The organism is Streptosporangium sp. NPDC048047 (genome assembly GCF_040653115.1).
Classification (GTDB): Bacteria; Actinomycetota; Actinomycetes; order Streptosporangiales; family Streptosporangiaceae; genus Streptosporangium.
Map to the genome: position 1 here is coordinate 20,473 of NZ_JBEZNH010000062.1, position 23,333 is coordinate 43,805.

A 23,333-nucleotide genomic window follows, 5' to 3' on the forward strand; every position below is an offset into this window, starting at 1 on the left:
TGGAGATGACGGGCACCCGCACGCGAGGACGGACCCATGGCACCGAAGACCAGGACACGCGCCACCCCGGACCGGGAGCTGCTCCACCAGATGCTGCGCATTCGCCGCTTCGAGGAGCGCTGCGTCGAGCTGTACAGCGGCGAGCGGATCCGCGGGTTCATGCACCTTTACATCGGGGAGGAGGCGGTGGCCGCCGGGGTCTGCCACGCCCTCGCCCCGGAGGACGCGGTCGTGTCCACCTACCGCGAGCACGGCCACGCCCTCGCCCACGGGGTGCCCGCCACGGCGATCATGGCCGAGATGTACGGCAGGAGCACCGGGTGCAGCCGGGGCCGGGGCGGGTCCATGCACCTCTTCGACTCCGACCGCCGCTTCTACGGCGGTAGCGCCATCGTCGGCGGCGGGCTCCCCCTGGCGGTCGGGCTCGCCCTCGCCGACCGGATGCGGGGACGCGATCGGGTGACCGCGTGCTTCTTCGGTGACGGCGCGGTGGCCGAGGGCGTCTTCCACGAGTGCATCAACCTCGCCGCGCTCTGGCGGCTGCCGGTCCTGTTCGCCTGCGAGAACAACCTGTACGCGATGGGCACCGCCCTGGCGAAGTCGCACGCCCAGACCGACCTGGCGCTCCGCGCGGCCTCCTACGGCGTCACGGCCTGGCCGGTGGACGGGATGGACGCCCCGCTGGTCGCCCGGGCCGCGGAGCGGGCCGCCGGGGCCATCCGCGGCGGGGGCGGGCCGCACTTCCTCGAACTGCGCACCTACCGTTTCCGCGCCCACTCCATGTACGACCCCGACCGCTACCGGGACCGGGCCGAGATCGAACGGTGGAAGCGGCGCGACCCGATCGACGCGCTCGCCGCGCGGATGCGGGCCGCCGGGGACCTCACCGACGACGACCTCGCCGTACTGGAGAAGGAGGTCGCCGCGGAGATCGACCGGGCGGTCACCTTCGCCGAGGAGGCCCCGCTCGAACCGGTGGAGGAGCTGACCCGCTTCGTGTACAGCGAGCCCACCGTGCCCCGGCCGCCCGGACCGCATGAGCCGCCCGCCGGAGGGCGGGCCCGGCGTCCGCGAGGGGCCGGGGCGGCGCCGTGAACACGGCCGGGCCGGACGGGGGCGTCGCGGGCGCGCCGCAGACCACCTACCGCGAGGCCGTACGGGAGGCCATCCGCGAGGCGCTGCGCCGCGACGAGCGCGTGTTCCTCATGGGCGAGGACGTCGGCTCCTACGGCGGATGCTTCGCGGTGAGCCTGGGGCTGCTGGAGGAGTTCGGGCCCGAGCGGATCCGTGACACGCCCCTGTCGGAGTCGGCGTTCGTCGGAGCGGGGATCGGGGCGGCGCTGGGCGGCATGCGGCCGATCGTCGAGATCATGACGGTCAACTTCAGCCTGCTGGCCCTCGACCAGATCCTCAACAACGCCGCGACGCTCCTGCACATGTCCGGCGGGCAGCTCAACGTCCCGCTGGTGATCCGGATGACCACCGGCGCCGGCCGGCAGCTCGCCGCCCAGCACTCCCACAGCCTGGAGGGCTGGTACGCCCACATCCCGGGCCTGCGGATCCTCACCCCCGCGACCCTGGACGACGCCCGCGGCATGCTCTGGCCGGCGCTGGAGGACCCCGACCCCGTCCTGATCTTCGAGCACGGCGGCCTGTACGGCATGCCGGGCGTGGCGGGTCCCGGGCCGGTGGACATCACCCGCGCCGCGCTGCGGCGGTCCGGCGGGGACGTCACGCTCATCGCCTACGGCGGCACCCTCGGCAAGACCCTGTCGGCCGCCGCCGAGCTCGCCGCCGGGGGCGTCGAGGCGGACGTGATCGACCTGCGGGTCCTGCGCCCGCTGGACGACGCCACGATCCTGGAGTCGGTCGGCAGGACCCACCGGACCGTCGTCGTGGACGAGGGCTGGCGCTCGGGAGGGCTGTCGGCCGAGATCGCCGCCCGCATCGCCGAGCGGGCGTTCTACGAGCTCGACGCGCCGGTCGCGCGGGTGTGCACGGCCGAGGCGCCCATCCCCTACGCCCGCCACCTGGAGGAGGCCGCCGTCCCCCAGGTGGCGGGGATCGTCGAGGCGGTCCGCGAGGTGGTCGCCACCTGACATCGCCCTGTCTTCTCGGATCTTCTCCGGCTTTCCACGGTTCTCCGCGATCCCGCCGGATCTTCTCCTGAACCTCCTCCGGGGTCTTCCCGGGGAAGGTTCAGGAGGAGGTTCAGGAACCGGATCCGCGGACGGGAGGTGCTCGATGACGGAGGAACGCCAGGAGTTCCTGATGCCCTCGCTGGGCGCCGACATGGAATCGGGCGCCGTCGCCGAGTGGCTGGTCGGCCCCGGCGACCCGGTCCGCAGGGGCGACCCCATCGCGGTGATAGACACCGACAAGGCCCTGATCGAGGTGGAGTCCTTCCACACCGGTGTGGTGGAGAGCCTGCTGGTGGGCGCGGGCGAACGGGTCCCCGTCGGCACGGCGCTGGCCGTCATCGCCGGCGCCCCGGCTCCGGAGCGCCGGCCGCCCGCACCGGCCGGAGCGGTTCCGGCACCGGCCCCCGCCCCGCCCGGCGAGGAACCGGCACGCGGGGAGCCGGCCCGCACGGGCCCGGAGGAGACCGCCGGACCACCCGCCCCTCCCCCCCGCCCCGTACGGCCCGCCGCGCCGCCGCCCGTCGTCTCGCCGCTGGTCCGGCACCTGGCCGAGCGGCGCGGGGTGGACGTGACGGCCGTACGCGGAACCGGCCCCGGCGGCCGGGTGACCCGGGCGGACGTGGAACGCCTCTCCCCGTCGCCCCGGGCGGCCGTCCCGGGACCGGCCACGGCTCCGCCGGGACCGGCCGCGCCGTCCCGGATCAAGGCGTCACCGCTGGCCCGCGGCCTGGCCCGGGAGCTCGGCGTGGACCTGGCCCGGGTCCGCGGCACCGGCCGCACCGGGGCGATCCGCGCCGGCGACGTGCGAGCGGCAGCGACACGCGCCGTCCCACCGGGAGCGCCGCCCGGGGCGGGGGCGCCGCCCGGACCGGCACCCGCCCCGGAGAGGCCCGCTCCGCGCAAGCCCGGCCCGGGAGGACCCGTGCCGGCTCCGGACCGGCGGCGGGAGGCGATGCGCCGGACGATCGCGCGGTCGATGGCCAGGTCGAACCGTGAGATCCCGCACTACCACCTGAGCACGACCGTGGACATGGATGCCGCGCTCGGGTGGCTGCGCGAGCGCAACCGGGACCTGCCGGTGACCGGCCGCCTGCTCCCCGCGGCCCTGTTGCTGAAGGCGGCGGCCGTCGCCGCCTCCGAGGTGCCGGAGCTGAACGGCTTCTGGATCGACGACGCGTTCGTGCCCGGTGAGGCGGTGCACCTGGGGGTCGCGATCTCCCTCAGGGGCGGCGGCCTGGTCGCCCCGGCCCTGCACGACGCCGCCGGGCTCGGCCTCGGCGACCTCATGGCCGCACTGAAGGACCTCGCCACCCGGGCGCGCACCGGACTGCTGCGCGGCGCCGAGATGACCGAGGCGACCATCACCGTCACCGACCTCGGCGAGCGGGGGGCCGAGACGGTCCACGGCATCATCCATCCCCCGCAGGTGGCCCTCGTCGGCTTCGGCAGGATCGTCGAGCGCCCGTGGGCCGCGGACGGCATGCTCGGCGTCCGGCCCCTGGTCACCGCCACGCTCGCCGCCGACCACCGGGCCACCGACGGCTACACCGGAAGCCGGTTCCTGGACCTGGTGGACCGGCTGCTCAACCACCCGGAGGCGCTATGACCCCGCAGCAGGCCGAGGAGATCGTCAGGCGCGTGCTGGGCCAGGTGGCGCCGGACGCCGACCCGGAGGCCCTGCCTCCGGACGCCGACCTCCGCGACGCGCTGGAGCTGGACTCGCTGGACTTCCTCGGCTACGTGGAGCGGCTCAGCGAGGCGGGCGGTTGCCGGATCGACGAGGACGACTACCCGGCCCTCGCCACCGTGGCCGGCGGCGCCCGCTTCCTGGCCGCCCGCGCGGGCACCGGCTGACGGGAGGGCCGTGGTCTGGGCGTCCCGGCGGCGCGTCGCTAGGCTCCCGTCATGCCGACCCATGAGCGGGAGATAACCGCCCCCGTCGATCTGTGCCTGCCCGACGGGCGGCTCAACCCCGGCGCCGTCGGATGGAGCAGGCGTCCGCTGCACCGCGCGAACCTGCGCGGCTGGGGCCGGGCCAAGCGCTGGGAGTACTGGGGCGTCGTCACCCCCGATCACATCGTCGGCGTGGTGGCCTCCTCCCTCGACTACGCGGGCGTGCACGGCGTCTACGTGCTCGACCGCGCGACCGGCGAGGAGATCGTCAAGGACGTGGTCGTGCCGCTGGCGCGCGGCGCGGTGTTCCCGGACCGCTGCGGTGAGGGCCGGGTGTCGGCGCGGGGCCCGGGGCTGCGCATCGACATCGACCAGCGCGCCGGGGGCACGTCGCTGCAGGCCGCCGCGCCCGGGGTGCGGCTCGACGTGGAGGTGCCGCTGCCCGAGGGGCACGAGTCGCTCGGCGTGGTCGTCCCGTGGAGTCCCCGGAGGTTCCAGTACACGGTCAAGGACCTCGGCAGGCCGGTGCGCGGGACCCTGACCGTCGGAGGGGCCCGGCACGTCCTCGACGAGGCGACCTCCTTCGCCGTGCTCGACCACGGCCGGGGCCGCTGGCCGTACTCGATCACCTGGAACTGGGCGGCGGGCTGCGCGCCGGGCCGGGCGATCCAGCTCGGCGGCAGGTGGACCGACGGCACCGGTTCGACGGAGAACGCGCTGTTCACCGGCGGGCGGATGCACAAGATCGGCGATGAGCTGACCTGGGTGTACGACCGGCGCGACTGGACGCGGCCCTGGCGGATGACCGGTCCCGGGGTGGAGGTCGTCTTCCACCCGTTCCACGAGAGGGTCTCACGCACCGAGCTGGGCGTGGTCGGCAGCGAGACCCACCAGTGTTTCGGCCGCTTCTCCGGCAGCGTCCGGACGGACGAGGGCGACCGGGTCGATCTCGACGGCCTGGTCGGCTGGGCCGAGGAGGCCCGCCAGCGCTGGTGAGGATGCCCGGCGGGCCCCGGCCCCGCTCCATGGATCACCGGGCTCCGTTCCGTGGATCGCCCGGTCCTGTTCGGTGGATCAACGGGTCCTGTCCGGTGGATCGTCCCGTCCGCCGTGGTCATCCGGGCCGGGGCCCGCGGGATGGGACCCGGACGGGTGGTTCGAGGGCCGAGACGTCACCCTCGGGCAGGCCGAGCTCGCGGGCCTTGAGGAGGCGGCGCATGACCTTGCCGCTCCGGGTGTGCGGCAGGTGCCGCTCGAAGGCGATCTCCTTGGGGGCCACGGAGCCCAGACGGCGGCGGCCGAAGGCGACCAGCTCCAGCCGGAGCGCCTCGGTCGGCTCGAAGCCGGGGTTGAGCGTGACAAACGCCTTCACCAGCTCCCCCGCGACCGGGTCGGGTCTGCCGATCACACCGGCCTCGGCGACGGCGGGGTGCTCCATCAGCACGCTCTCGACCTCGAACGGGCCGATCAGATGGCCCGCGGACTTGATCACGTCGTCGGCCCGCGCGACGAACCAGAAGTAGCCGTCCTCGTCCCTGCGGGCGACGTCGCCGGAGAGGTACCAGCCCCCGGCGAACGCCCCGGCGTACCGCTCCGGGTCGCCCAGGTAGCCGCGGAACATCGAAGGCCAGCCGGGGCGCAGCGCCAGCTCCCCCTCGACGCCGGCCTCCTCGATCACCCGCACCCGCCCGTCCTCGACCCGGGCGCGGCCGTCCTCGCCGCGCTCCAGCAGGACCGCCTCGACGCCCGGGAGCGGGCGGCCCATGGAGCCGGGCCTGACGTCCATCGCGGCGAAGTTGCTGATCATGATGGCGCCGGTCTCGGTCTGCCACCAGTTGTCGTGGACCGGCAGGCCGAGCACCCGCTCCCCCCAGACCGTCACCTCGGGGTTGAGCGGCTCGCCGACGCTGGCGACGAACCGCAGCGCGGACAGGTCGTGCTCCCGGACCGGGGCCTCGCCGTACCGCATGAGCATGCGCAGCGCCGTCGGCGAGGTGTACCAGACGGTCACCCGCTGCTCCTCCAGCAACCGGTACCAGCGCCGCGCGTCGAACTCGCCCGCGTCGGCCACGACGGTGAGCCCGAGGGTGAGCGGCGCGATGACGCCGTAGGACATCCCGGTCACCCAGCCGGGGTCGGCGGTGCACCAGAACACGTCGGGGGGACGCAGGTCGAGGGCGTAGGCGGCGGTGACGCGGTGGGCGACCACCGCCTCGTGCACGTGCACCGCGCCTTTGGGCCTGCCGGTGGTGCCGCTGGTGAAGTGCAGCAGCGCCGTGTCCTCCGGGTCGGTGGGCGGGATCTCGAAGTCCGCGGACGCCCCGGCCGTCAGCTCCGCCAGGGAGAACGTCCCCTCGGGCGGGGAGCCCGCGCCGGTGACGAGGACGTGCTTCAGGCCGGGCAGCGACTCCCGGACCGGGGCGATCTTGCGGGTGTAGAGCTCCGGGGTGGTCACCAGCACCCTCCCGTCGCCCAGGCGCAGCCGCTCGCGGATCGGCTCGGGGCCGAAGGCGGAGAACAGCGGGGACAGCACGCCGAGGTTCTTCAGCGTGCCGAGGACGGTCACGTAGAGGTCGGGGACCCTGCCGAGCAGGGTGAAGACCCGCTCGCCCCGGCCTACCCCCAGCAGGCGCAGCGCGCCGGCGAACCGGTTGGTGGCGACGTGCAGGTCCCGGTAGGTCAGCTCGGTGACCTCGCCGCCCCGGCCGACGCAGCGCAGCGCCGTACGGTCGCTCACCGGGGTGCCCAGGTGGCGGTCCAGGGCCTCGTGGGCGATGTTCAGCCCCCGCCCGCCCGGCAGGCCGTCCATCGACCGCCGCGCCGCCCGCCAGGAGAACTCCCGGCACTCGCGCTCGTAGTCCACGAGGTTGGCCCGTACGGCCCGGCCTCCGGTCTTGCGGATGGGCTCCCACGTCATCTCGGCCTCCTCCTCGAAGACGGCGCCGGGGGCGTCGTTCCAGCGTGTGGCCGCCCGGGCGCCGCCGAGTAGGTGCGGAAGTCCCGTCCCTCCCGGGACCTCCTGCCCTACCGGCGGCGAGAAGGCCCGGCACAGGGTGGGTGCAGGGAGAAGCCAGGGGGAGGCATCACCATGATCACTTTGAGCGTCATCAAGGCCGACACCGGGGGGTTCGTCGGTCACTCCGCCGTGCACCCGGACATGCTGGCCGAGGCCAGGCGCGAGCTCGGCAGGGCGACGGCCTCCGGGCTGCTCATCGACGGCCGGGTCGCCTCCTGCGGCGACGACATCTCACTCATCATGACCCACACCTACGGCGTGGACGCGGGTCTCATCCACTCCTTCGCCTGGGACACCTTCCGGGCCACCACCCGCATCGCCCAGGAGCTGCGGCTGTACGGCGCCGGCCAGGACCTGCTGTCGGACGCCTTCTCGGGCAACCTGAAGGGCATGGGACCGGGCTACGCCGAGCTGGAGTTCGAGGAGCGCCCGTCGGAGCCGGTGCTGTGCTTCCTGGCCGACAAGACCGAGCCGGGCGCGTGGAACCTGCCGCTGTACAAGATGTTCGCCGACCCGTTCAACACCCCGGGCCTGGTCATCGACGAGAAGATGCACGCCGGGTTCGGCTTCGAGGTCTATGACCTGTACGAGGAGAAGCGCATCGTCTTCGACTGCCCGGCCGACATCTACGACATGCTCATGTACATCGGCGCACCGGCCCGCTACGTCGTCCACGGGGTCCGCTCCAAGACCCTCGGCGAGACGGCCGCGGCGACGAGCACCCAGCGGCTGTCGCTCATCGCCGGCAAGTACGTCGGCAAGGACGACCCGGTGATGATCATCCGCTGTCAGTCGGGGCTGCCCGCTGTCGGTGAGGCGCTGGAGCCCTTCGCCTTCCCGTACACGGTCGCCGGCTGCATGCGCGGCTCCCACCACGCGCCGTTCATGCCGGTCCCGGTCGAGCACGCCCACCCGTCCCGGTTCGACGGCCCGCCGCGCGTGGTCTGCCTGGGCTTCCAGATCAGGGGCGGCAAGCTGATCGGCCCGCGCGACATGTTCGACGACCCGGCCTTCGACCGGGCTCGGCAGCAGGCGGGCGAGGTCATGGACTACCTGCGCCGGCACGGCCCGTTCGAACCGCACCGCCTGCCGCTCGAGGACCTGGAGTACACCACCATGTCCATCCTGTCGCGGCGGCTGGCGAACCGCTGGACGCCGATGACCACCGAGGTCGCGACCCCGACCCCGCCGACGCCGTCTCCGGTGCCCTGACCCGCGTGCCGTCGCCGCCGTCCGTACGGTGACCCGCACGGCGGCGGGCCCCGGGCGGCGTCCGGGACCAGCCGTCGCGAACGATGAGGAACCCGTCCCGGGCCCGGAGCCCCGGGGCGGGGCCTTCCCGTCCCTCCGTCACCGAGCGACCTACGGCCGCGGCACCGGGATCAGCATGACCGGCACGCCCGCACCGGCCACCGTACGGCGGACGGTCCGCGCTCTTCCCGCCTCGGCGCGCTGGGACCAGCCCAGGGCGATGAGGTCGACGTGCTCGGTGGCCGCCACGTCCACCACCTGCTCCCCGGCGACCCCGCTGCGCAGTTCCATCCGCACCCCGGGGTGCGCGCAGTGCCGGGCCAGGAACTCCTCCTCCCACGCCCGGCGCTCGTGCGCGGCCTGGTCCCAGAAACGGGGGACGGTCGCCTCGTCGAAGACGTGCAGGACCACCAGGTCCGCGCCGGTGCGGGCGAACAGCCCGGCCGCCCCGGTCACGGCCGCCGCCGCCTCGGCCGAGCCGTCCAGCGGCAGCAGCACCCGGGAGATGACCCTCCGGGCCGCCGCCGGACCCGCCGCCGGACCCGCCGCCGGCGGCGCGGCCACGGGTCGCCGGGGCGGCAGCAGCACGACCGGTTTGCCGGCCCGCCGCACCACGGCCCACGTCCCCGACCGGGCACCGCCGTCACCGGCGAGGACGCCCGCGAGGACGTCCGGCCGTTCCAGCTCGTGCAGCACCGCCGCGACCGTCTCCCCGGCGCCGGATTCCGCGGCGAGGCGGAACGCCCGGACGTCGGCGCCCAGGAGCGTCGCCACCGCCCCGGCCGCGTCGACCACGGCCGCCTCCGCCCCCGGGTCGTGGACGACGGCCAGCACGTGCCGCGCACCGGACGTCACCGCCCCGGCGGCCGGCCCGCGCCGCGTGCCCCGTTCCCCCGCCCCGGCGACCGATCCGCGCCGCGTGCCCCGTTCCCCCGCCCCGGCGACCGATCCGCGCCCCGTGCGCCGCTCCCCCGCCTCGGCGGCTGGCCCGCGCCGCCCTCCTCCGGGCCCCGCCCCTGCGGACGGCCCGTTCATCGGTCATCACCCCGCAGGCACGCGGAGCCGTCCACCGGGCGCGGATCGCCGTCGCCCAGCCGTACCCGCAGGGGCCCGTCGGTCCGCACGGTGACCGTCTCGCGTGTGACGTCCAGCCGCACCCGCCGCCCCAGGCAGCGGAACCGCAGGCCGAGGCCGCCCCACGCGGCGGGGAGGACGGGGTCCAGGCGGAGGACGCCGCCGCTGACACGGGCCCCGGCGAACCCGGTGAGCATCGCCTGCCAGACGCCGCCGAGCGTGGCCAGGTGCAGGCCGTCGGCGGTCGTCCCGGTCAGGTCGTCCAGGTCGAGGACCAGCGCGGTGCGCAGCAGGGCCAGCGCCTCGTCGGCGCGGCCCGCCCGGGCGAGCAGGGACGCCATGATCGCCGGGGAGAGCGAGGAGCCGTGCGCGGTGCGGGGGCCGTAGAAGTCCAGGTTCGCCGGGAGCGAGCCGGCCTCGACCTCCTCGGGGACCATGTGGTGCAGCATGAGGACGTCGGGCTGCTTGATGATCTGGGTGGCGGCCACCCGCTCGCGGCCGAGCAGCAGGTCGGCGGCGACCGGCGGGGTGGCGACCTCGGCCATGGTCAGCGGTTCCAGCCGGAAGTAGCCCGTGAACTGCTCGTACAGGCCCGTGACAGGGTCGTGGCCGTCCACCAGGCGGCCGGCGAGGGTGAGCCACCGTCCGGCCTCGGCGCATCCGGGGCCGGCGAGGCGGGCCGCCCGCCGCAGGTTCCACCGGGCCATCACGTTGGTGAACGCGTTGTCGGTCACCCCCTCGTGGTACTCGTCGGGGCCGATCACCCGGTCGATGTGCGCCCGGCCGTCGCGGTCCGTCCGGCAGCGGGACGTCCAGTAGCGGGCGGTCTCGGTCAGCAGGGGCCGGGCCGGGCCCGTCAGGAATCCGTCCTCCCCGCTCCAGCGGGCGTAGTGGGCCGCCGCCCAGGCGACGTCGGCGGTGATGTGCTCCTCCATCCGCCCGGTGAGGATGCCGATGGCCTCCCCGCCCAGGTGCCCGATCGCGGGGGTCACGTCGTCTCCGGTGGCGGCGGACTCCCAGGGGAAGCGCGCCCCCGCGCAGCCCAGCGTGGCGGCCCGCGCCCGCGCCGGCCCCAGACGGCCCAGGCGGTAGGCGACCATGGCACGGGCGGCGGCGGGATGCATGCTCACCAGGGCGGGCAGCACGAACACGTCGGCGTCCCAGAAGACGTGGCCGCCGTAGGCTCCGCCCGACAGCCCCCGGGCGCTGACCGCCGCCTCGCCGTACTCGTCGTCGATGCCCGCCGCGCCGGGCCCACCGGCTCCGGCCGCCGCCTCGCCGTATCCGCCGCCGACGGCCGGGGGCGGCCCCGCGCGGCCTCCGTACCCCGGCTCCGCGCCGCCTCCCGGCCACGCGCGGCCCCCGTGCTCCGAGCCGTTCGCGAGCCCGCCGCCCGCGAGCCGGTCGGCGTTGGTCCAGAGCTGGAAGAGGGCGAACCGTACGGCGAGCTGCGCGGCGGGGTCGTCCGGGATGCTGACGTTCACCGCCGCCCACCGCCCGGCCCACGCCTCCCGCTGCTCGACGAGCAGCCGGTCGAACCCGAGCCGCTCTGCCGCCTCCAGCGCCCCGGCGGCGTCGTGCGGCACCGGGCGGCGGACGGGGTCGGCCGTGTAGGCGGCGATCCGTTCCACGGTGCGCACCCCGCCGTCGCGGCCCACGCGCTGTGAGGAAAGGGCGGCGACGCCTCCGGGGCCCGTGCCGCCCACGGAGCCTCCGGTGCTCCCGGCGCCTCCGCCGCCCCCGGTGTCCCAGACGTCCAGGCCGCTCCCGGCCGTATCGAACCCGGTGTCCCCGGCCGCCCAGCCGACGGCGCCGGTCACCCGCGCCCAGTCGCGGCCGCCGTGCCGTCCCTCGGTGCCCTGCCCTTCGGCGGGCAGCCGCAGCGGCGGCCCGGGGCGCAGCCGCCCGATCCCGGCCTCGGCGCGCATCGCCACCACCCCGGGACGGTTCACGCACGCCAGCCGCAGCGTGCGGACCGGCGGGGTCCGGCCGGTCTCCTCCCTCGCCATCAGGCCGCTGCGCAGGTCGAGCAGGCGGAGGTCCTCCTCGGGCGGCGGGCGCAGGACCAGCCCGGTCCACCGGGGCCCGGCCAGCAGGTGCTGTCCGGACCCCACGCCGGTGTAGATCCCCATGGCGAGCACCAGGGGGTGCGAGCCGGGGACGGCCTCCTCGACCGATCCGCGGGTCGCGAACCCGCCGGCGCCGAGGGTGAGCAGCGTCTCGGTCACCCGGTTCCGCGCCGGGTCCCGGCCGGTCTCCCGGATCGTCCACGCCGGGTCGTCGTCGACCAGGGGGACCCGGCGGCGCCGCCTCAGCCGTACCTGCCGGTCGAGGACGCCGAGCACCGCGTCCGGACCGCCCTCCAGGAACAGGACGCCCGCGTCCGGGCCGCCCTCCTGGAGCGGAACATCCTCAGCCGGACCGCCCTCCGAAAACAGCACACCCTCGCCCGGCCCGCTCTCCCGGAACAGCACACCTTCAGCCGGATCGCCCGTGTCCGGCCCCGCCGCCGGGCGGAGTCCGGGACCGACCGCCACCAGCGTCGCCCGCGCGGCCTCCGGAACGGAGGCGATCGCGTCCGCGTCCGAACGGCCGGGCGCCGCGAACCGGTCGCCGATCACCAGGACCGCTCCTGGGCCGATCCCGCGCTCCGCCAGCAGCGCCAGCGCCGTCCGCAGCCCCCGCGCCCCGTCGCCTTCCCACGAAGGGACGGGCCGCAGGCCCGCCTCGCCCACTTCGTACGGCTCCGCCTCCGGGCCCGCGCACAGCCACAGGCGTCCGGGGCCGGCCGGCCGGGCGCGCAGCAGCGCGTCCACCGCCTCCGGCGGCTCGCCGGCGAGCACCGCGACGTCGAGACCGGCGGCGCAGAGCGCCGTCACGCGGCGGCGGAACGGCGCGGCGGGGGCACCCGACGGCACCCCGGTCGCGCGCCAGCCGAGCACCACCGCCGCGAACACGCGGTCCCCCAGCCGGTGATCCGAAACGTCCATCGGTTCCTTCCGTGCCGGATCCGGTCCGCTCGCGGGTCCCGCTCCCCGTCCGGCGCCCGCTCGGGTCTCCCGGTCACGCCCGGTCCCGTCCCCGGACGCGCACCAGAGCCCGCCGGCCCCGGCCGGGGCGTGCGGGCGGTTCCCCGTTCCCGGGCGCCCACCGGATCCTGTTTCCTGGTGCTTACCCGTTCTGGCACTCCTCACCTGCGGTTTTCCCACTCCTGAGCGGCTCCCGGCCGCGTCGGGAGGCGCGGCTGCGGGTAGGGGACCGGCATCGGGGACGTCCGCCCGCCGTGCGGGGCGGGCGGCGCCGGCCGTACGGCCGGACCGGGACGCGGAGGCGTGATCGATGGAACCGTGGGCGCAGGTCAGGGAGACGCACTCCGGCGTCGTGATCCTTCTGGGGGATCGCGCCGTCAAGCTGAAGAAGCCGGTGGACCTCGGCTTCCTCGACTTCACCTCCCTCGAGGCGCGGCGGGCCGTCTGCCGGGAGGAGGTGGACCTCAACCGGCGGCTGGCCCCGGACGTCTACGAGGGGGTCGCCGACGTGGTCGGCCCCGACGGCCGGGTCTGCGAGCATCTCGTCGTGATGCGGCGCATGCCCGAGGAGCGGCGGCTGTCGGCGCTGGTCCGGGCGGGCGAGCCGGTCGACGATCACCTGCGCCGGATCGCCCGGGTGCTCGCCGGCCTGCACGGCCGTGCCCGCCGTTCCCCGCGGATCGACCAGGAGGGCGGCGTGGCGGCGCTGCGCTCGCGGTGGACCGCGAGCTTCGATCAGGTCCGGGCGCTGCCGGAGCGGGTCGTCGACGCCCCGGTGCTGGACGGGATCGAACGGAGCGCGCTGCGCTTCCTCGACGGCCGCGGCCCCCTGTTCGCCGCCCGCGTCGCCGGCGGCCGGATCGTGGACGGCCACGGCGACCTGCTCGCCGAGGACGTCTTCTGCCTGGACGACGGGCCCCGGATCCTCGACTGCCTGGAGTTCGACGAGCGGCTGCGTTTCCTCGACGGCCTGGACGACGCGGCCTTCCTCGCCATGGACCTGGAGCGGCTGGACGCGCCCCGGGCCGCCGAGCTGTTCCTGCACTGGTACACCGAGTTCTCCGGCGACCCCGCCCCGCCCGCGCTGTGGCACCACTATGTCGCCTACCGGGCCTTCGTCCGCGCCAAGGTGGCCTGCCTGCGGCACGCCCAGCACGAGCCCGGCGCGGCGCTGCGGGCCCGCGAGCTCGCCGATCTCACGCTGCGCCACCTGCGGGCCGGAGCGGTTCCGCTGATCCTCGTCGGCGGGACGCCCGGCACCGGCAAGTCGACGCTGGCCGCGGCCCTCGCCGACCGGCTCGGCGTGACGCTGCTGAGCAGCGACCGCGTCCGCAAGGAACTGGCCGGCGTCACCCCCGAGCGGTCCGCCGCCGCCCCGTTCGGCGAGGGCGTCTACGACCGGGAGCACACCGAGCGCGCCTACGGCGAGCTGCTGTCGCGGGCCGGCAGGCTGCTGCGGAACGGCGAGCCGGTCGTCCTCGACGCCTCCTGGACCGACGCCGCGCACCGGACGGCGGCCGGAGCGGTCGCCGACGGCGCGTCCAGCGAGTTGTTCGAGCTGCGCTGCACCGCCCCGTCCCAGGTGGTCGCCGACCGGCTCGCGAGCCGTACCGGGGGGATCTCGGACGCCGGTCCGGAGATCGCGGCGGAGCTGGCGGCGCGGGCCGCGCCGTGGGCCGGCGCGGCCGAGATCGACACCGGCGTCCCGCTGGAGCGGTCGCTCGAACAGGCGCTGGCGGTGGTCCGCCCCGTCTGGGAGCCGTCCTCCGTACGGTTCCATCGCCCCCTCCTGGAGCCGGGATGAGCGAGGCTCCGACCGGACACGGCGGACCCCGGCAGGCCGCGCCGGACGACACCGGAGGCGGGTCGCCCGGGTACGACGCGCCGCTGCGCGACGGGGAGACCGTCCACATCAGGCCGCTGCGGGGCCGGGACCGCGCGGCCCTGCACGACCTGGTGGAACGGACCTCGGAGGAGTCCGCCTACCTGCGGTTCTTCGCCGGCGGGCGGGCCACGGCGCATCTGCACATGGAACGCCTTACCGCCCCCGGCCACCGGGGACGCGCGTTCGTCGCCGTCCTGGGCGGGCGGGTCGTCGGGATCGCGGAACACGTCCCGGCGGAGGATCTCAGCGACACCGACGTCGCCGTGCTCGTCGACGACCGCGTGCACGGCCGCGGTCTCGGCACGCTCCTGCTGGAGCGTCTGGCGATCGACGCCGCCGGCCTGGGCGTGGCCGAGCTGGTGGCCGACGTGCTGCCCGTCAACCGGATGATGCTGATCGTCCTGGACGATCTCGGCCTGCCGGTGACCCGCGAGTTCACCGGCGGCGAGGTGCGGGTCCGGATCGACCTGCGGGCCGTCGCCGCGCTGGCGGACGCGACCGAGCGCCGCCGCCACGGGGCCGGGCCCACCGGGCGCGTCCGGCGGGACGGCAGGCGTCCGGGGCACGAAGGACGGGCCGGATCGCCCGATCACCCCGCGCGGGACGGAGCGCCGTGACGTCCCGCCCCGTGCTGGACGCCGGGCGGATCGCGGCGGTGATCTTCGACACCGACGGGGTGCTGACCGACACGGCCGTGATCCACGCCGCGGCGTGGAAGGAGGTCTTCGACGCCTTCCTCGGCGAGCGCGCCCGGCGGCGCGGCGAGCCGTTCCGGCCGTTCGACGCGGACGCGGAGTACCTGCTGCACGTCGACGGCAAGCCTCGCGCCGACGGCGTCCGGGACCTCCTGCGGTCCCGGGGGATCTCGCCGGAGACGAACGTGGTCGCGGCGCTCGCCTCCCGCAAGGACGCGGCCTTCCTGGCCGCGATCCACCGGTACGGCGTCGCCCCCTTCCCCGCGGCCGTCGCGCTCGTCACCGGACTGCGGCGCCGCGGGGTGCGCGTCGCGGCCGTCTCGGCGAGCCGCAACTGCGCGGAGGTGCTGCGCGCGGCCGGCATGGCGGACCTGTTCGATGTCCGGGTCGGCGGCGTCGAGGCCGCCCGGCTGGGCCTTCCCGGCAAACCGGACCCCGCGCTCTTCCTGGAGGCGGCGTGGCGGCTGGGCGTGGAGCCGGGTGAGGCGGCCGTCGTGGAGGACTCCCTCGCCGGGGTGCGGGCCGGACGGCGGGGCGGGTTCGAACCGGTCATCGGCGTGGACCGGCGCGGCCGGGGAGAGGCGCTGCGGGCCGCCGGGGCCGACATCGTCGTCGGCGATCTGGGGGAGCTTCACCTCATCGGCCACCGGGCCGCTCCGGAGCCCCCGGCGGCCCCCTGACCGCGAACGGCGTCTTCCCCTTCACGATCTGCCAGATCTCGCCCGGTGTCCCTCCCGGGGCGGACAGGATCCTTCGGGCTCGCTCCGGGTGTGATCCGAGATCACTCACAGGGAGTGGAGACGCCCTCGGTCCGGTTCCAGGGTGGGTGAAAGACCGATCCGGGCCGTCGTGCCACCGCCTCCCGGCCGTGACGGTGTCAGGACGACCCCGCTCCATCGGCTTCGGCGTCCTCTCCGGCGCCCGCGGTGGCCGGCTCTTTCCCGGCCCTGCCGGGACGTGTGGTGAGCCAGCTCGCGCCGACGGCGACGGCGAGGATCGCGGCGACCACCGCGAGGGAGAGGCCGGTGGGGATCTTGTAGACGTCCAGCAGCAGCATCTTGACCCCGACCCACACCAGCACCAGCGCCAGGCCGAGCTTGAGGTAGACGAAGCGGTGCATCAGGTCGGCCAGCAGGAAGTACATCGCCCGCAGACCAAGGATCGCGAAGGCGTTGGAAGTGAACACCAGGAACGGCTCGGAGGTGACGGCGAAGATGGCCGGGATGGAGTCGACGGCGAAGACGACGTCGGTGACCTCGACCAGGACCAGCACCGCCAGCAGCGGGGTGGCCACCCACCGGCCCGACCGACGGACCAGGAACCTCTGGCCGTGATACTCGTCAGTGACGGGGATGAGGCGGCGGAACAGCCGCAGTACCACGCTGCGCCCGGGGTCCATGGTCTCGTCGCGGTGCAGGGCCATCCGGACGCCGGTCAGCACCAGGAACGCGCCGAAGACGTACAGGATCCAGGCGAAGCTCGCGATCAGCACCGATCCGGCGGCGATGAACGCGCCGCGGAAGACCAGCGCGCCCAGCACCCCGAAGAACAGCACCCGGTGCTGGTACTCCCTGGGCACGGCGAAGTAACCGAAGATGATCGCGAAGACGAAGACGTTGTCCACCGCGAGGGATTTCTCGATCAGGTAGCCGGCGTAGTACTGGGCGGCGAACTCCCCGCCCCAGAAACGCCAGATCACCGCGCCGAACGCCAGGCCGAGGGTGATCCAGACCACCGACCACACCGCGGCCTCGCGGACCCCGATGACGTGCGCCCGGCGATGGGCGAGAAGGTCTACGGCCAGCATGAGAACGATCACGCCCAGCACGGCGGCCCAGATCCACAGCGGAACGTTCATCGAGCATCCCCCGGTCGTCGAGTGACCGGAGGTCTCCCCACCGTCCCGGCGGCGTGAGGCCGGGCGGCGCCAGGACCGGGCGTGCGTGCGGCCCGCCGTACTGACGATCCTGACGGTTCGGGTACTCCCCTCCGCCAACGTCAGAATATGAGACACCGGGTGCCTGTCAAGGCTGCGCGGCGCCGGTTTTCGCAGCATTTACCCAGCTCAAAGTATTTCTGTGCCGGGTGGATGGTTTCCGCGCCGTCGACCAGGCAGGGCCGACAGTCCTCGCCAGAAAGGGCATTTAGCCTCTAGAGGCTCGCCGTCCGCACGCCCACTCTTCTGGGTGTGAGGTGAGTCAGTTCTTCGTAATGCGCCGCACACACCGTCACCTCACACCTGCGGGCCGGGCCCCTTCGCGGGCGCCCGCCCCGCCGAGTGCGGCTGGAGGCACGATGTGCGTCAACGTCGGAAACGTCATGACCCGGAAGGTGATCTCGGTCCGTGAGGACGCCTGCTTCAAGCAGATCGCCGCCGTGTTCGTCGCCCACGCGGTCGGCGCCGTGCCGGTGCTGGACGGCGAGGGCCGCGTGACCGGTGTCGTCTCCGAGTCCGACCTGCTGCGCGAGGAGCCGGAGGGCCCACCGGGGACCGCGCCCGGCGACGGCGTCCGCCGCCCGAGCCGGTGCGATCTCGCCCGCAGACTGATGTCCTCCCCCGCGATCACCGTCCCGGAGGCCGCGACGCTGGCGGACGCCTGCCGCCTTATGCGCGACCACCACGTCAGGCGACTGCCGGTGGTGGACCGCCTCGGCCGGCTGGTGGGCATCGTCAGCCGCCGCGACCTGCTGAAGCCGTTCGTCCGGCCGGACCGGGACATCGAGCGCGAGATCCGTCAGGATGTCCTGACCCGTTCACTGTGGATGGACACCTCCCGGGTGCGGGTCTCCGTCAGGAACGGCATGGCGACGCTGAGCGGCACGATGACCCTGCGCGGCGACACCCGGACCGCCCTGACGATGGCCCTGCGGGTCGACGGCGTCGTCGGGGTGATCGACGATCTGCTGTGGGAGCGGGACAACGTCCCCGTCCGTCAGGGGTTCTGACCCCGTCCCCGGAGGGCCGTGAAACCGGAGGCCCGCACGGTAGGGGACCGGAGGTCCGTACGACACGGGACCGTGGGACCGAAGGTCCGTACGGCGCGGGGCCATGGTCCGTGAGAAGGGGACCTTCTCCCCTCAACCGCCGGGACCTCTCTCGACGAAGCTTCAGGTATGGACATCGACTCGATCCGGCCGCACGCGCTCTCCCGGGAGGAGTGCATGAAGCTGCTGTCGTCGGCCCCGATCGGCAGGATCGTCTTCACCGACCGGGCCCTTCCCGCGGTCGAGCCGGTCGACTTCTGCGTCGATGGCGGAAAAATCGTGATCTGCACAGATTCCTCCTCCAAGGTGGCCGCCGCCACCCGGGACACCGTGGTGGCCTTCGAGGCGGACGACTTCGACACCGACGCCCGCACCGGCTGGTCGGTCACCGCCCTGGGACGCACCCGGACCGTCCAGGACCCCGAGGAGGTCACCCGGCTGACCGGGCTGCCGCTGACCGCGTGGGCCGCGGGCTGCGGGGACCACTTCATCGTGCTCCACATCGAACGGATCTCCGGTCGGCGCCTCCGCCGTTAGCGGCGCCGCCGGAGGGCCCACCGGCCCGCGTTCCGCACCGGGCTCAGCCCAGCGGAACGCTCCAGGTGAGCCGGGTGCCGCCGCCGGGCGGGGCGTCGGCGCAGAAGACGCCGCCGAGCCGGTCGGCGCGTTCCCGCAGGTTGCGCAGTCCGCTGCGGCGGCCGTCTGCGGGCAGGCCGACGCCGTCGTCCTCGACGAGGAGGGTCAGCCGGTCCCCGGCGAGTCCGGCGCGCACTCCGACGCGGGTGGCCTTCGCGTGGCGGACCACGTTGGACAGCGCCTCGCGCAGCACGGCCAGCAGGTGGTCGCCGATCTCGGGTGGGACCCCGGTGTCCAGGGGGCCGTCCATGGTCAGGGCAGGCTGGAAGCCCAGGTGTGCTCCGGCGTCCTCGACCAGCGCGGTGATCCGCCCGCGCAGCCCTCCGGTGTCGCCGCCGTCGGGGCTCTGCAGGGCGAAGATGGTGGAGCGGATCTGCCGGATGGTGTTGTCGAGTTCGTCGATGGCGTTCTGCACCCGGGTTCCGGCCTGTGGCCGCTCGATCAGCGGCACCGCGCTCATCAGCGTCATGGCGACGGCGAAGAGCCGCTGGATGACCACGTCGTGCAGGTCCTTGGCGATGCGGTCGCGGTCCTCCAGCAGGCTGAGGCGCTCGGCGTGGATACGGCTCTCGGCCAGTTCCAGCGCGATCGCCGCCTGCCCGGCGAAGGCGTGCAGGGTGCGCAGCTCGACCTGGCTGAACGGGATGCGGCCGGGGCGCTTGGCCAGCGACAGCACCCCGCGCACCGTGCCGGCCGCGCCGATCGGCACCGCCGCGGCCGGTCCGGGCGCCGCCGGGTCGGCCGTGCCCGGCGGGAAGCCGCCGACGGGGCCGGTCACCATGAACGGCTCGCCGGAGGCGAACGCCTGCCCGGCCAGCGATCCGGACACGAGGGCGAAGGCGCCCACCTTCGGGCACAGCCGTCCGTCCGCGGGGCCGTCGCACTCGCCTGTCGCTCCCGACGCCTCCGGCGCTCCCGGGGCTCCCGATGTCTCCGGTGCTTCCGGTGCGCCCCGGCCGCCGTCCGCGGTGTCCGAAGCATCCGAGGCGGCCGGCACGTTCGGGACGATGCCGGGACCTTCCGCGATGACCACCCGCAGCCGCCGGCCGTCGCCGTCCGGCAGCAGCACCGCCACCGCGTCGGCGCCCGCCATCCGCCGCGCCCGCCCGGCGATCAGCGTGAGCACCTCGGTGGGCTCGGCGCCCGACAGCAGGGCCGTGGTGACGTCGGAGGACGCCTGCAGCCAGACCTCCCGGCGGCGCGTCTCCTCGTACAGGCGGGCGTTCTCGATGGCGACGCCGGCCGCGGTGGCCAGGGCCACCACGATCGCCTCGTCCTCCTCGTCGAACTCCCCGCCGCCGCGCTTCTCGGTGAGGTAGAGGTTGCCGAACACCTCCTCGCGGATCCGTACCGGCACCCCCAGGAAGGAGCCCATCGGCGGGTGGCCGGGCGGGAAGCCGTAGGACTCGGAGTGGTCGGCGATGTTCGCCAGCCGTACCGGGCACGGATCCTTGATGAGCAGGCCCAGCAGGCCCAGGCCGTGCGGCCAGTGCTCAATCCGGGCGATCTCCTCCTCGCTCAGTCCCACCGGGAGGAACTGCACGAGCGTGTCCTCCTCCCCGATGACGCCCAGCGCGCCGTAGCGGGCGTCGACCAGGGTGGTGGCGGTCTCCACGATCCGCCGCAGCACCGTCTCCAGATCCAGGTCGCTGCCCACCGACACCACGGCGTTCAGCAGGGCCTGCATGCGGTCGCGGGTGGCCAGCACCGCCTCCAGCCGCACCTGCAGCTCCGCCAGCAGCTCGTCCAGCCGCATGTGCGGAGTTAGGGCATATGGCTCAACATCTGCCATACATATGAGTTTCCCCACGAAATGCGCATCGCACCCACTCTGATGCGCAGCGGCTCCTCCGGCGGTGGCCGAAGGTCCCCGCCGTTGAGGACCTCCGGCCGCTGCCCGGCGGCCCTCGCGGCGGTGTGATGAGAGATGCGGGCGGCACGGGAAGCCCGGAGGAGGTCCGGTATGCACGCGAAGGTCAAGGACGTCATGACCACCGAGGTGGCGTCGGTCAACGGCTGCACCCCGTTCAAGGACGTGGCGGAGGTGCTCATCGCCCACGGCGTGAGCGCGGTCCCCGTGGTGGACGCCGAGGGACACGTCGTCGGCGTCGTCTCGGAGGAGGATCTACTGCGCAAGGAGGAGTTCAGGGAGCGCTACTACCGCGAGGGCTACCAGCCGCCGCTGCGCTCCCGGCTGCGCGATCGTCTGAGCGCCAAGGGCGGGGACGGCCGGGCGAAGGCCCGGGGCGACACCGCCGCCGAGCTGATGACGGCTCCGGCGATCACCGTGCGGGGGCACGCCTCGATCGTCTCGGCGATGCGGCTGATGGAGGAGCACGGGATCAAGAGGCTGCCCGTGGTGGACGCCGAGGGCGTCCTCCAGGGCATCGTCAGCCGCCACGACCTGCTGAAGGTCTTCGTCCGCGATGACGCCGACATCGCCGAGGAGGTACGCCGGGACATCCTCGACCGCACCCTGTGGGCCGAGCCCAGCACCGCCTCCGTCACGGTCCACCAGGGTGTCGTCACCCTGACCGGGCGCATGCACCGGCGCAGCGACGCCCGGCTGGCGGTACGGATGGTCCAGCGGGTCAACGGGGTGGTCGACGTGGTGGACGAGCTGCGATGGACCCTGGACGACACGCCGGCCTGGAGCGGCCGATAGGCCCCGGAACGGCCCTTAGGTCCAGGAGCGGCCGGAAGCCCTGGAACAGCGGGTGAACCTTGGAACGGCGGGTGAGCCTTGAGGCGGCCGGTGGCCATCCGGGCTCCGCAGGGGGTCCTCCGGGATCCGCCCTCAGTCCTCCGTGGCCGTCCTCGCCAGGGCGGCCTCCGCCGGGTGGTCCGCCGTTTCACCGGTCAGGTCGTCGTGGTCGTAGGTGACGTCGATCCGCAGGTCCACGACGCCGTCCGCCTGCCGCGCGGCCTCGGCCAGGCGGGCGATCTGCGACCGCCTGGCCAGCCGCCCCTGGATGCGCACCACGCCGGCGTCCACCGAGATCGTGAGCGTACGGGGGTCCAGCCGCAGCCGGGCCACGGCCGCCGCCACGTCGGCCAGGACCTCCGGCGCCCGTCTGGCGAAGATCCTCAGCAGGTCGGCCTGGTGCACGGTCCCGGCGATCCGCCCGCTGACGGCGTCGATCACCGGTAGCTGCCTGACCCCGTTGACGTGCATCAGGCGGGCCGCCTCCCTGACCGGGGTCTCCCCCACGACCGTGGGCGCCGGGCTGGTCATGAGCTCCTCGGCGGTCATCTCCATGATCTTCTGGTGGTCCGGGCCACGCCCGCCGCCCGCGGGCCCGCCGTGCGGTCCGCCCTCGCCGTACGGAAGGTCCGTCCCGCCGGGCAGCAGATCGTCCTCCGACACCGTGCCGACCGGGCGGCCGTCGGCGTTGACCACCGCGACGGCGTCCACCTTGAAACGGCGCATGGTCGCGACGAGCTCGGCGAACGTCGCGTCACGCTGGACCGCGATGGCCACCCTGCCCATGACGTCACTCACCCGCATGACCATGGTCTCTCCTCCTGACCTAGTCCGCCGCGGCCCGCGCGTCCCCGCTCCGCGCGGCCTCGGTCCACGCGCTCCCGGCGGGGGCCACGTCCTCTCCCGGGAGGACCGGCGCGGGGACGACCGCGACGGCGCAGGCGCTGCGCTGGAGGATCGACCTGGTGACCGAACCCAGCCGTCCGTGCCCGCGCGCCCCGCCGACCACCATCAGGCTCGCCTCCCTGGAGAGGTCCGCCAGGACGTCCTTCGGCGGCCCGGTGACGCTGTGGACCCGGACGGCCACCTCCGGGTACCGGATCTGCCACGGCCGCAGCCGCTCGATCATCTCCCCCTCGGCCGTCTTCGCGACGATCGCCGGCTCCGGCATCGGCGGCCCCTGCGACAGCCACGGCATCGGCTGGAGGGGGCCGCCCCGCACCGCCACCAGGCTGAGCTGCCGGACGTCCGCCTCACCGAAGGCGAACCCGATCGCCTCGTCTCGCGTGTCCGCGGCCATGCCCAGGACCACGGCCCCCCGGTGCAGCGGCACGGGGATGGGGCCGGGACCGCGCACCACGACCACCGGGCAGCACGCGTGCGCCGCGACGTAGCCGGCGACCGACCCCAGGACCGTCCTGGCCAGCGCTCCCATGCCGCGCGAACCGACCACGACCAGTTCGGCGCGGGCCGACAGCTCCACCAGCCGCTCGGCGGCGGACCCCTCGTACAGGTCGGCGGTCACCTCGGTGATCGAACTGCTGCATGAGCGGGCGCAGTCGGCGCCGTGGTACAGCACGTGCTCGGCCGCCTTGCGCAGGTGGAGCTTGACCTCCTCCTCGGCCTGGCCGTACGGCCAGCGCCAGGCGTGGGCCACCCTCAGCGGCAGCTGCCGCAGTTCCGCCTCGTCCATCGCCCACTCCAGGGCCTGCATGGAGAAGTCCGAGCCGTCGTAGCCGACGACCACCTCGCGGGTCTCGGTCATCCTTCTCACCCCCTCCCATGGTCGGGAGAGGGTCTCCCGGAACGGCAGGGCGGAAGGTCCCACCGGCATGGGACCTTCCGCCCTCATCCCCGCCCGCGCGGGCGACCGCGCCGTCTCACGCCGTTCCCCGCCTCCCCGGTGCGGGCGGCCCCCTCACCGGCCGCCCGCCGCCTCCCCCGCTTCTCGGTCACCGTTCCTCGCGGCCCGGACGGTGCGTCCGGGGTCAGACCTTGGTGATGCGGACGGCGTCGGCGATGAC

19 protein-coding genes are annotated in these 23,333 nt (G+C 74.6%); 12 read left to right on the forward strand and 7 right to left on the reverse strand.

Annotated elements, in window-relative coordinates:
• The first annotated feature begins 36 nt into the window (after nucleotides 1-36).
• The 5 genes from pdhA to AB0D67_RS33460 all read left to right on the forward strand — a co-directional run bounded on the left by pdhA (nucleotide 37) and on the right by AB0D67_RS33460 (nucleotide 5,030).
• The gene (pdhA, locus tag AB0D67_RS33440; protein WP_362944884.1) at nucleotides 37-1,095 is read left to right on the forward strand and encodes a pyruvate dehydrogenase (acetyl-transferring) E1 component subunit alpha; all 1,059 of its coding nucleotides are present in this window, start codon (nucleotides 37-39) and stop codon (nucleotides 1,093-1,095) included.
• Nucleotides 1,092-2,099: an alpha-ketoacid dehydrogenase subunit beta gene (locus AB0D67_RS33445; RefSeq protein ID WP_362944886.1), complete on the forward strand. Its 1,008-nt coding sequence runs from the start codon at nucleotides 1,092-1,094 to the stop codon at nucleotides 2,097-2,099. The genes pdhA and AB0D67_RS33445 overlap by 4 nt, the downstream gene beginning before the upstream one ends.
• Nucleotides 2,100-2,244: 145 nt before the next feature.
• Nucleotides 2,245-3,747 (forward strand): 2-oxo acid dehydrogenase subunit E2, encoded by a 1,503-nt coding sequence (locus AB0D67_RS33450; RefSeq protein ID WP_362944888.1) that lies wholly within the window; start codon nucleotides 2,245-2,247, stop codon nucleotides 3,745-3,747.
• Nucleotides 3,744-3,995: an acyl carrier protein gene (locus AB0D67_RS33455; RefSeq protein ID WP_362944890.1), complete on the forward strand. Its 252-nt coding sequence runs from the start codon at nucleotides 3,744-3,746 to the stop codon at nucleotides 3,993-3,995. Before AB0D67_RS33450 ends, AB0D67_RS33455 begins: the two co-directional genes overlap by 4 nt.
• 51 nt (nucleotides 3,996-4,046) lie before the next feature.
• Nucleotides 4,047-5,030, forward strand: coding sequence for a DUF2804 domain-containing protein (locus AB0D67_RS33460; RefSeq protein WP_362944892.1), 984 nt, complete (start codon nucleotides 4,047-4,049; stop codon nucleotides 5,028-5,030).
• Nucleotides 5,031-5,148: 118 nt separating this feature from the next.
• Here AB0D67_RS33460 and acsA read toward each other — a convergent pair whose 3' ends face one another.
• A complete protein-coding gene (gene acsA, locus AB0D67_RS33465; RefSeq protein WP_362944894.1) occupies nucleotides 5,149-6,951 on the reverse strand; it encodes an acetate--CoA ligase in 1,803 nt (600 codons plus the stop codon).
• A gap of 171 nt (nucleotides 6,952-7,122) precedes the next feature.
• Between acsA and fbp the strand changes: the two genes are divergently transcribed.
• Nucleotides 7,123-8,262, forward strand: a complete 1,140-nt coding sequence (gene fbp, locus AB0D67_RS33470; RefSeq protein ID WP_362944896.1) for a fructose-1,6-bisphosphate aldolase/phosphatase — start codon at nucleotides 7,123-7,125, stop codon at nucleotides 8,260-8,262.
• Between the two features lie 150 nt (nucleotides 8,263-8,412).
• On the opposite strand, the gene AB0D67_RS33475 is transcribed toward fbp, so the two are convergent.
• Nucleotides 8,413-9,156, reverse strand: a complete 744-nt coding sequence (locus AB0D67_RS33475) for a universal stress protein (RefSeq protein WP_362944898.1) — start codon at nucleotides 9,154-9,156, stop codon at nucleotides 8,413-8,415.
• A gap of 176 nt (nucleotides 9,157-9,332) precedes the next feature.
• Entirely contained in the window at nucleotides 9,333-12,365 is a 3,033-nt protein-coding gene (locus AB0D67_RS33480) for a glycosyl hydrolase family 65 protein (protein WP_362944900.1), read from the reverse strand.
• Between the two features lie 349 nt (nucleotides 12,366-12,714).
• Here AB0D67_RS33480 and AB0D67_RS33485 point away from each other — a divergent pair, with 349 nt between their 5' ends.
• Genes AB0D67_RS33485 through AB0D67_RS33495 form a run of 3 tightly spaced genes read left to right on the forward strand, consistent with a single transcriptional unit; the run spans nucleotide 12,715 to nucleotide 15,664 of the window.
• Nucleotides 12,715-14,208, forward strand: coding sequence for an AAA family ATPase (locus tag AB0D67_RS33485; protein ID WP_362944902.1), 1,494 nt, complete (start codon nucleotides 12,715-12,717; stop codon nucleotides 14,206-14,208).
• Complete coding sequence (locus AB0D67_RS33490; RefSeq protein ID WP_362944904.1) at nucleotides 14,205-14,906, forward strand: GNAT family N-acetyltransferase; 702 nt, start codon at nucleotides 14,205-14,207, stop codon at nucleotides 14,904-14,906. The genes AB0D67_RS33485 and AB0D67_RS33490 overlap by 4 nt, the downstream gene beginning before the upstream one ends.
• Nucleotides 14,903-15,664 carry an HAD-IA family hydrolase gene (locus AB0D67_RS33495; protein WP_362944906.1) on the forward strand — a complete coding sequence of 254 codons (762 nt, stop codon included), beginning with the start codon at nucleotides 14,903-14,905 and terminating at the stop codon, nucleotides 15,662-15,664. The genes AB0D67_RS33490 and AB0D67_RS33495 overlap by 4 nt, the downstream gene beginning before the upstream one ends.
• Before the next feature lie 197 nt (nucleotides 15,665-15,861).
• Here AB0D67_RS33495 and AB0D67_RS33500 read toward each other — a convergent pair whose 3' ends face one another.
• Entirely contained in the window at nucleotides 15,862-16,842 is a 981-nt protein-coding gene (locus AB0D67_RS33500; RefSeq protein WP_362944908.1) for a TerC family protein, read from the reverse strand.
• 461 nt (nucleotides 16,843-17,303) lie between these two features.
• Between AB0D67_RS33500 and AB0D67_RS33505 the strand changes: the two genes are divergently transcribed.
• Both AB0D67_RS33505 and AB0D67_RS33510 read left to right on the forward strand, forming a co-directional pair.
• On the forward strand, nucleotides 17,304-17,930 hold the full coding sequence (locus AB0D67_RS33505) for a CBS domain-containing protein (protein WP_362944910.1): 627 nt from the start codon (nucleotides 17,304-17,306) through the stop codon (nucleotides 17,928-17,930).
• Between the two features lie 168 nt (nucleotides 17,931-18,098).
• Nucleotides 18,099-18,506: a pyridoxamine 5'-phosphate oxidase family protein gene (locus tag AB0D67_RS33510; protein ID WP_362944912.1), complete on the forward strand. Its 408-nt coding sequence runs from the start codon at nucleotides 18,099-18,101 to the stop codon at nucleotides 18,504-18,506.
• Between the two features lie 43 nt (nucleotides 18,507-18,549).
• On the opposite strand, the gene AB0D67_RS33515 is transcribed toward AB0D67_RS33510, so the two are convergent.
• A complete protein-coding gene (locus AB0D67_RS33515; protein WP_362944914.1) occupies nucleotides 18,550-20,397 on the reverse strand; it encodes a GAF domain-containing sensor histidine kinase in 1,848 nt (615 codons plus the stop codon).
• A gap of 171 nt (nucleotides 20,398-20,568) precedes the next feature.
• Between AB0D67_RS33515 and AB0D67_RS33520 the strand changes: the two genes are divergently transcribed.
• Nucleotides 20,569-21,270 carry a CBS domain-containing protein gene (locus tag AB0D67_RS33520; protein WP_362944916.1) on the forward strand — a complete coding sequence of 234 codons (702 nt, stop codon included), beginning with the start codon at nucleotides 20,569-20,571 and terminating at the stop codon, nucleotides 21,268-21,270.
• A 132-nt stretch (nucleotides 21,271-21,402) separates the two neighbouring features.
• On the opposite strand, the gene AB0D67_RS33525 is transcribed toward AB0D67_RS33520, so the two are convergent.
• The gene (locus AB0D67_RS33525) at nucleotides 21,403-22,119 is read right to left on the reverse strand and encodes a CBS domain-containing protein (protein WP_362944918.1); all 717 of its coding nucleotides are present in this window, start codon (nucleotides 22,117-22,119) and stop codon (nucleotides 21,403-21,405) included.
• Nucleotides 22,120-22,135: 16 nt separating this feature from the next.
• Nucleotides 22,136-23,074 (reverse strand): universal stress protein, encoded by a 939-nt coding sequence (locus AB0D67_RS33530; protein WP_362944921.1) that lies wholly within the window; start codon nucleotides 23,072-23,074, stop codon nucleotides 22,136-22,138.
• Between the last annotated feature and the right edge of the window lie 259 nt (nucleotides 23,075-23,333).

Bases quoted from the DNA above. Each gene is read 5' to 3' on its own strand.
- AB0D67_RS33525 (WP_362944918.1), bottom strand. From the start codon at position 22,119: ATGGTCATGCGGGTGAGTGACGTCATGGGCAGGGTGGCCATCGCGGTC.
- AB0D67_RS33530 (WP_362944921.1), bottom strand. From the start codon at position 23,074: ATGACCGAGACCCGCGAGGTGGTCGTCGGCTACGACGGCTCGGACTTC.
- pdhA (WP_362944884.1), top strand. From the start codon at position 37: ATGGCACCGAAGACCAGGACACGCGCCACCCCGGACCGGGAGCTGCTC.
- AB0D67_RS33460 (WP_362944892.1), top strand. From the start codon at position 4,047: ATGCCGACCCATGAGCGGGAGATAACCGCCCCCGTCGATCTGTGCCTG.
- AB0D67_RS33500 (WP_362944908.1), bottom strand. From the start codon at position 16,842: ATGAACGTTCCGCTGTGGATCTGGGCCGCCGTGCTGGGCGTGATCGTT.
- AB0D67_RS33505 (WP_362944910.1), top strand. From the start codon at position 17,304: ATGACCCGGAAGGTGATCTCGGTCCGTGAGGACGCCTGCTTCAAGCAG.
- AB0D67_RS33510 (WP_362944912.1), top strand. From the start codon at position 18,099: ATGGACATCGACTCGATCCGGCCGCACGCGCTCTCCCGGGAGGAGTGC.
- AB0D67_RS33485 (WP_362944902.1), top strand. From the start codon at position 12,715: ATGGAACCGTGGGCGCAGGTCAGGGAGACGCACTCCGGCGTCGTGATC.
- AB0D67_RS33450 (WP_362944888.1), top strand. From the start codon at position 2,245: ATGACGGAGGAACGCCAGGAGTTCCTGATGCCCTCGCTGGGCGCCGAC.
- acsA (WP_362944894.1), bottom strand. From the start codon at position 6,951: ATGACGTGGGAGCCCATCCGCAAGACCGGAGGCCGGGCCGTACGGGCC.
- AB0D67_RS33455 (WP_362944890.1), top strand. From the start codon at position 3,744: ATGACCCCGCAGCAGGCCGAGGAGATCGTCAGGCGCGTGCTGGGCCAG.
- AB0D67_RS33490 (WP_362944904.1), top strand. From the start codon at position 14,205: ATGAGCGAGGCTCCGACCGGACACGGCGGACCCCGGCAGGCCGCGCCG.
- AB0D67_RS33515 (WP_362944914.1), bottom strand. From the start codon at position 20,397: ATGGCAGATGTTGAGCCATATGCCCTAACTCCGCACATGCGGCTGGAC.
- AB0D67_RS33480 (WP_362944900.1), bottom strand. From the start codon at position 12,365: ATGGACGTTTCGGATCACCGGCTGGGGGACCGCGTGTTCGCGGCGGTG.
- AB0D67_RS33520 (WP_362944916.1), top strand. From the start codon at position 20,569: ATGCACGCGAAGGTCAAGGACGTCATGACCACCGAGGTGGCGTCGGTC.
- fbp (WP_362944896.1), top strand. From the start codon at position 7,123: ATGATCACTTTGAGCGTCATCAAGGCCGACACCGGGGGGTTCGTCGGT.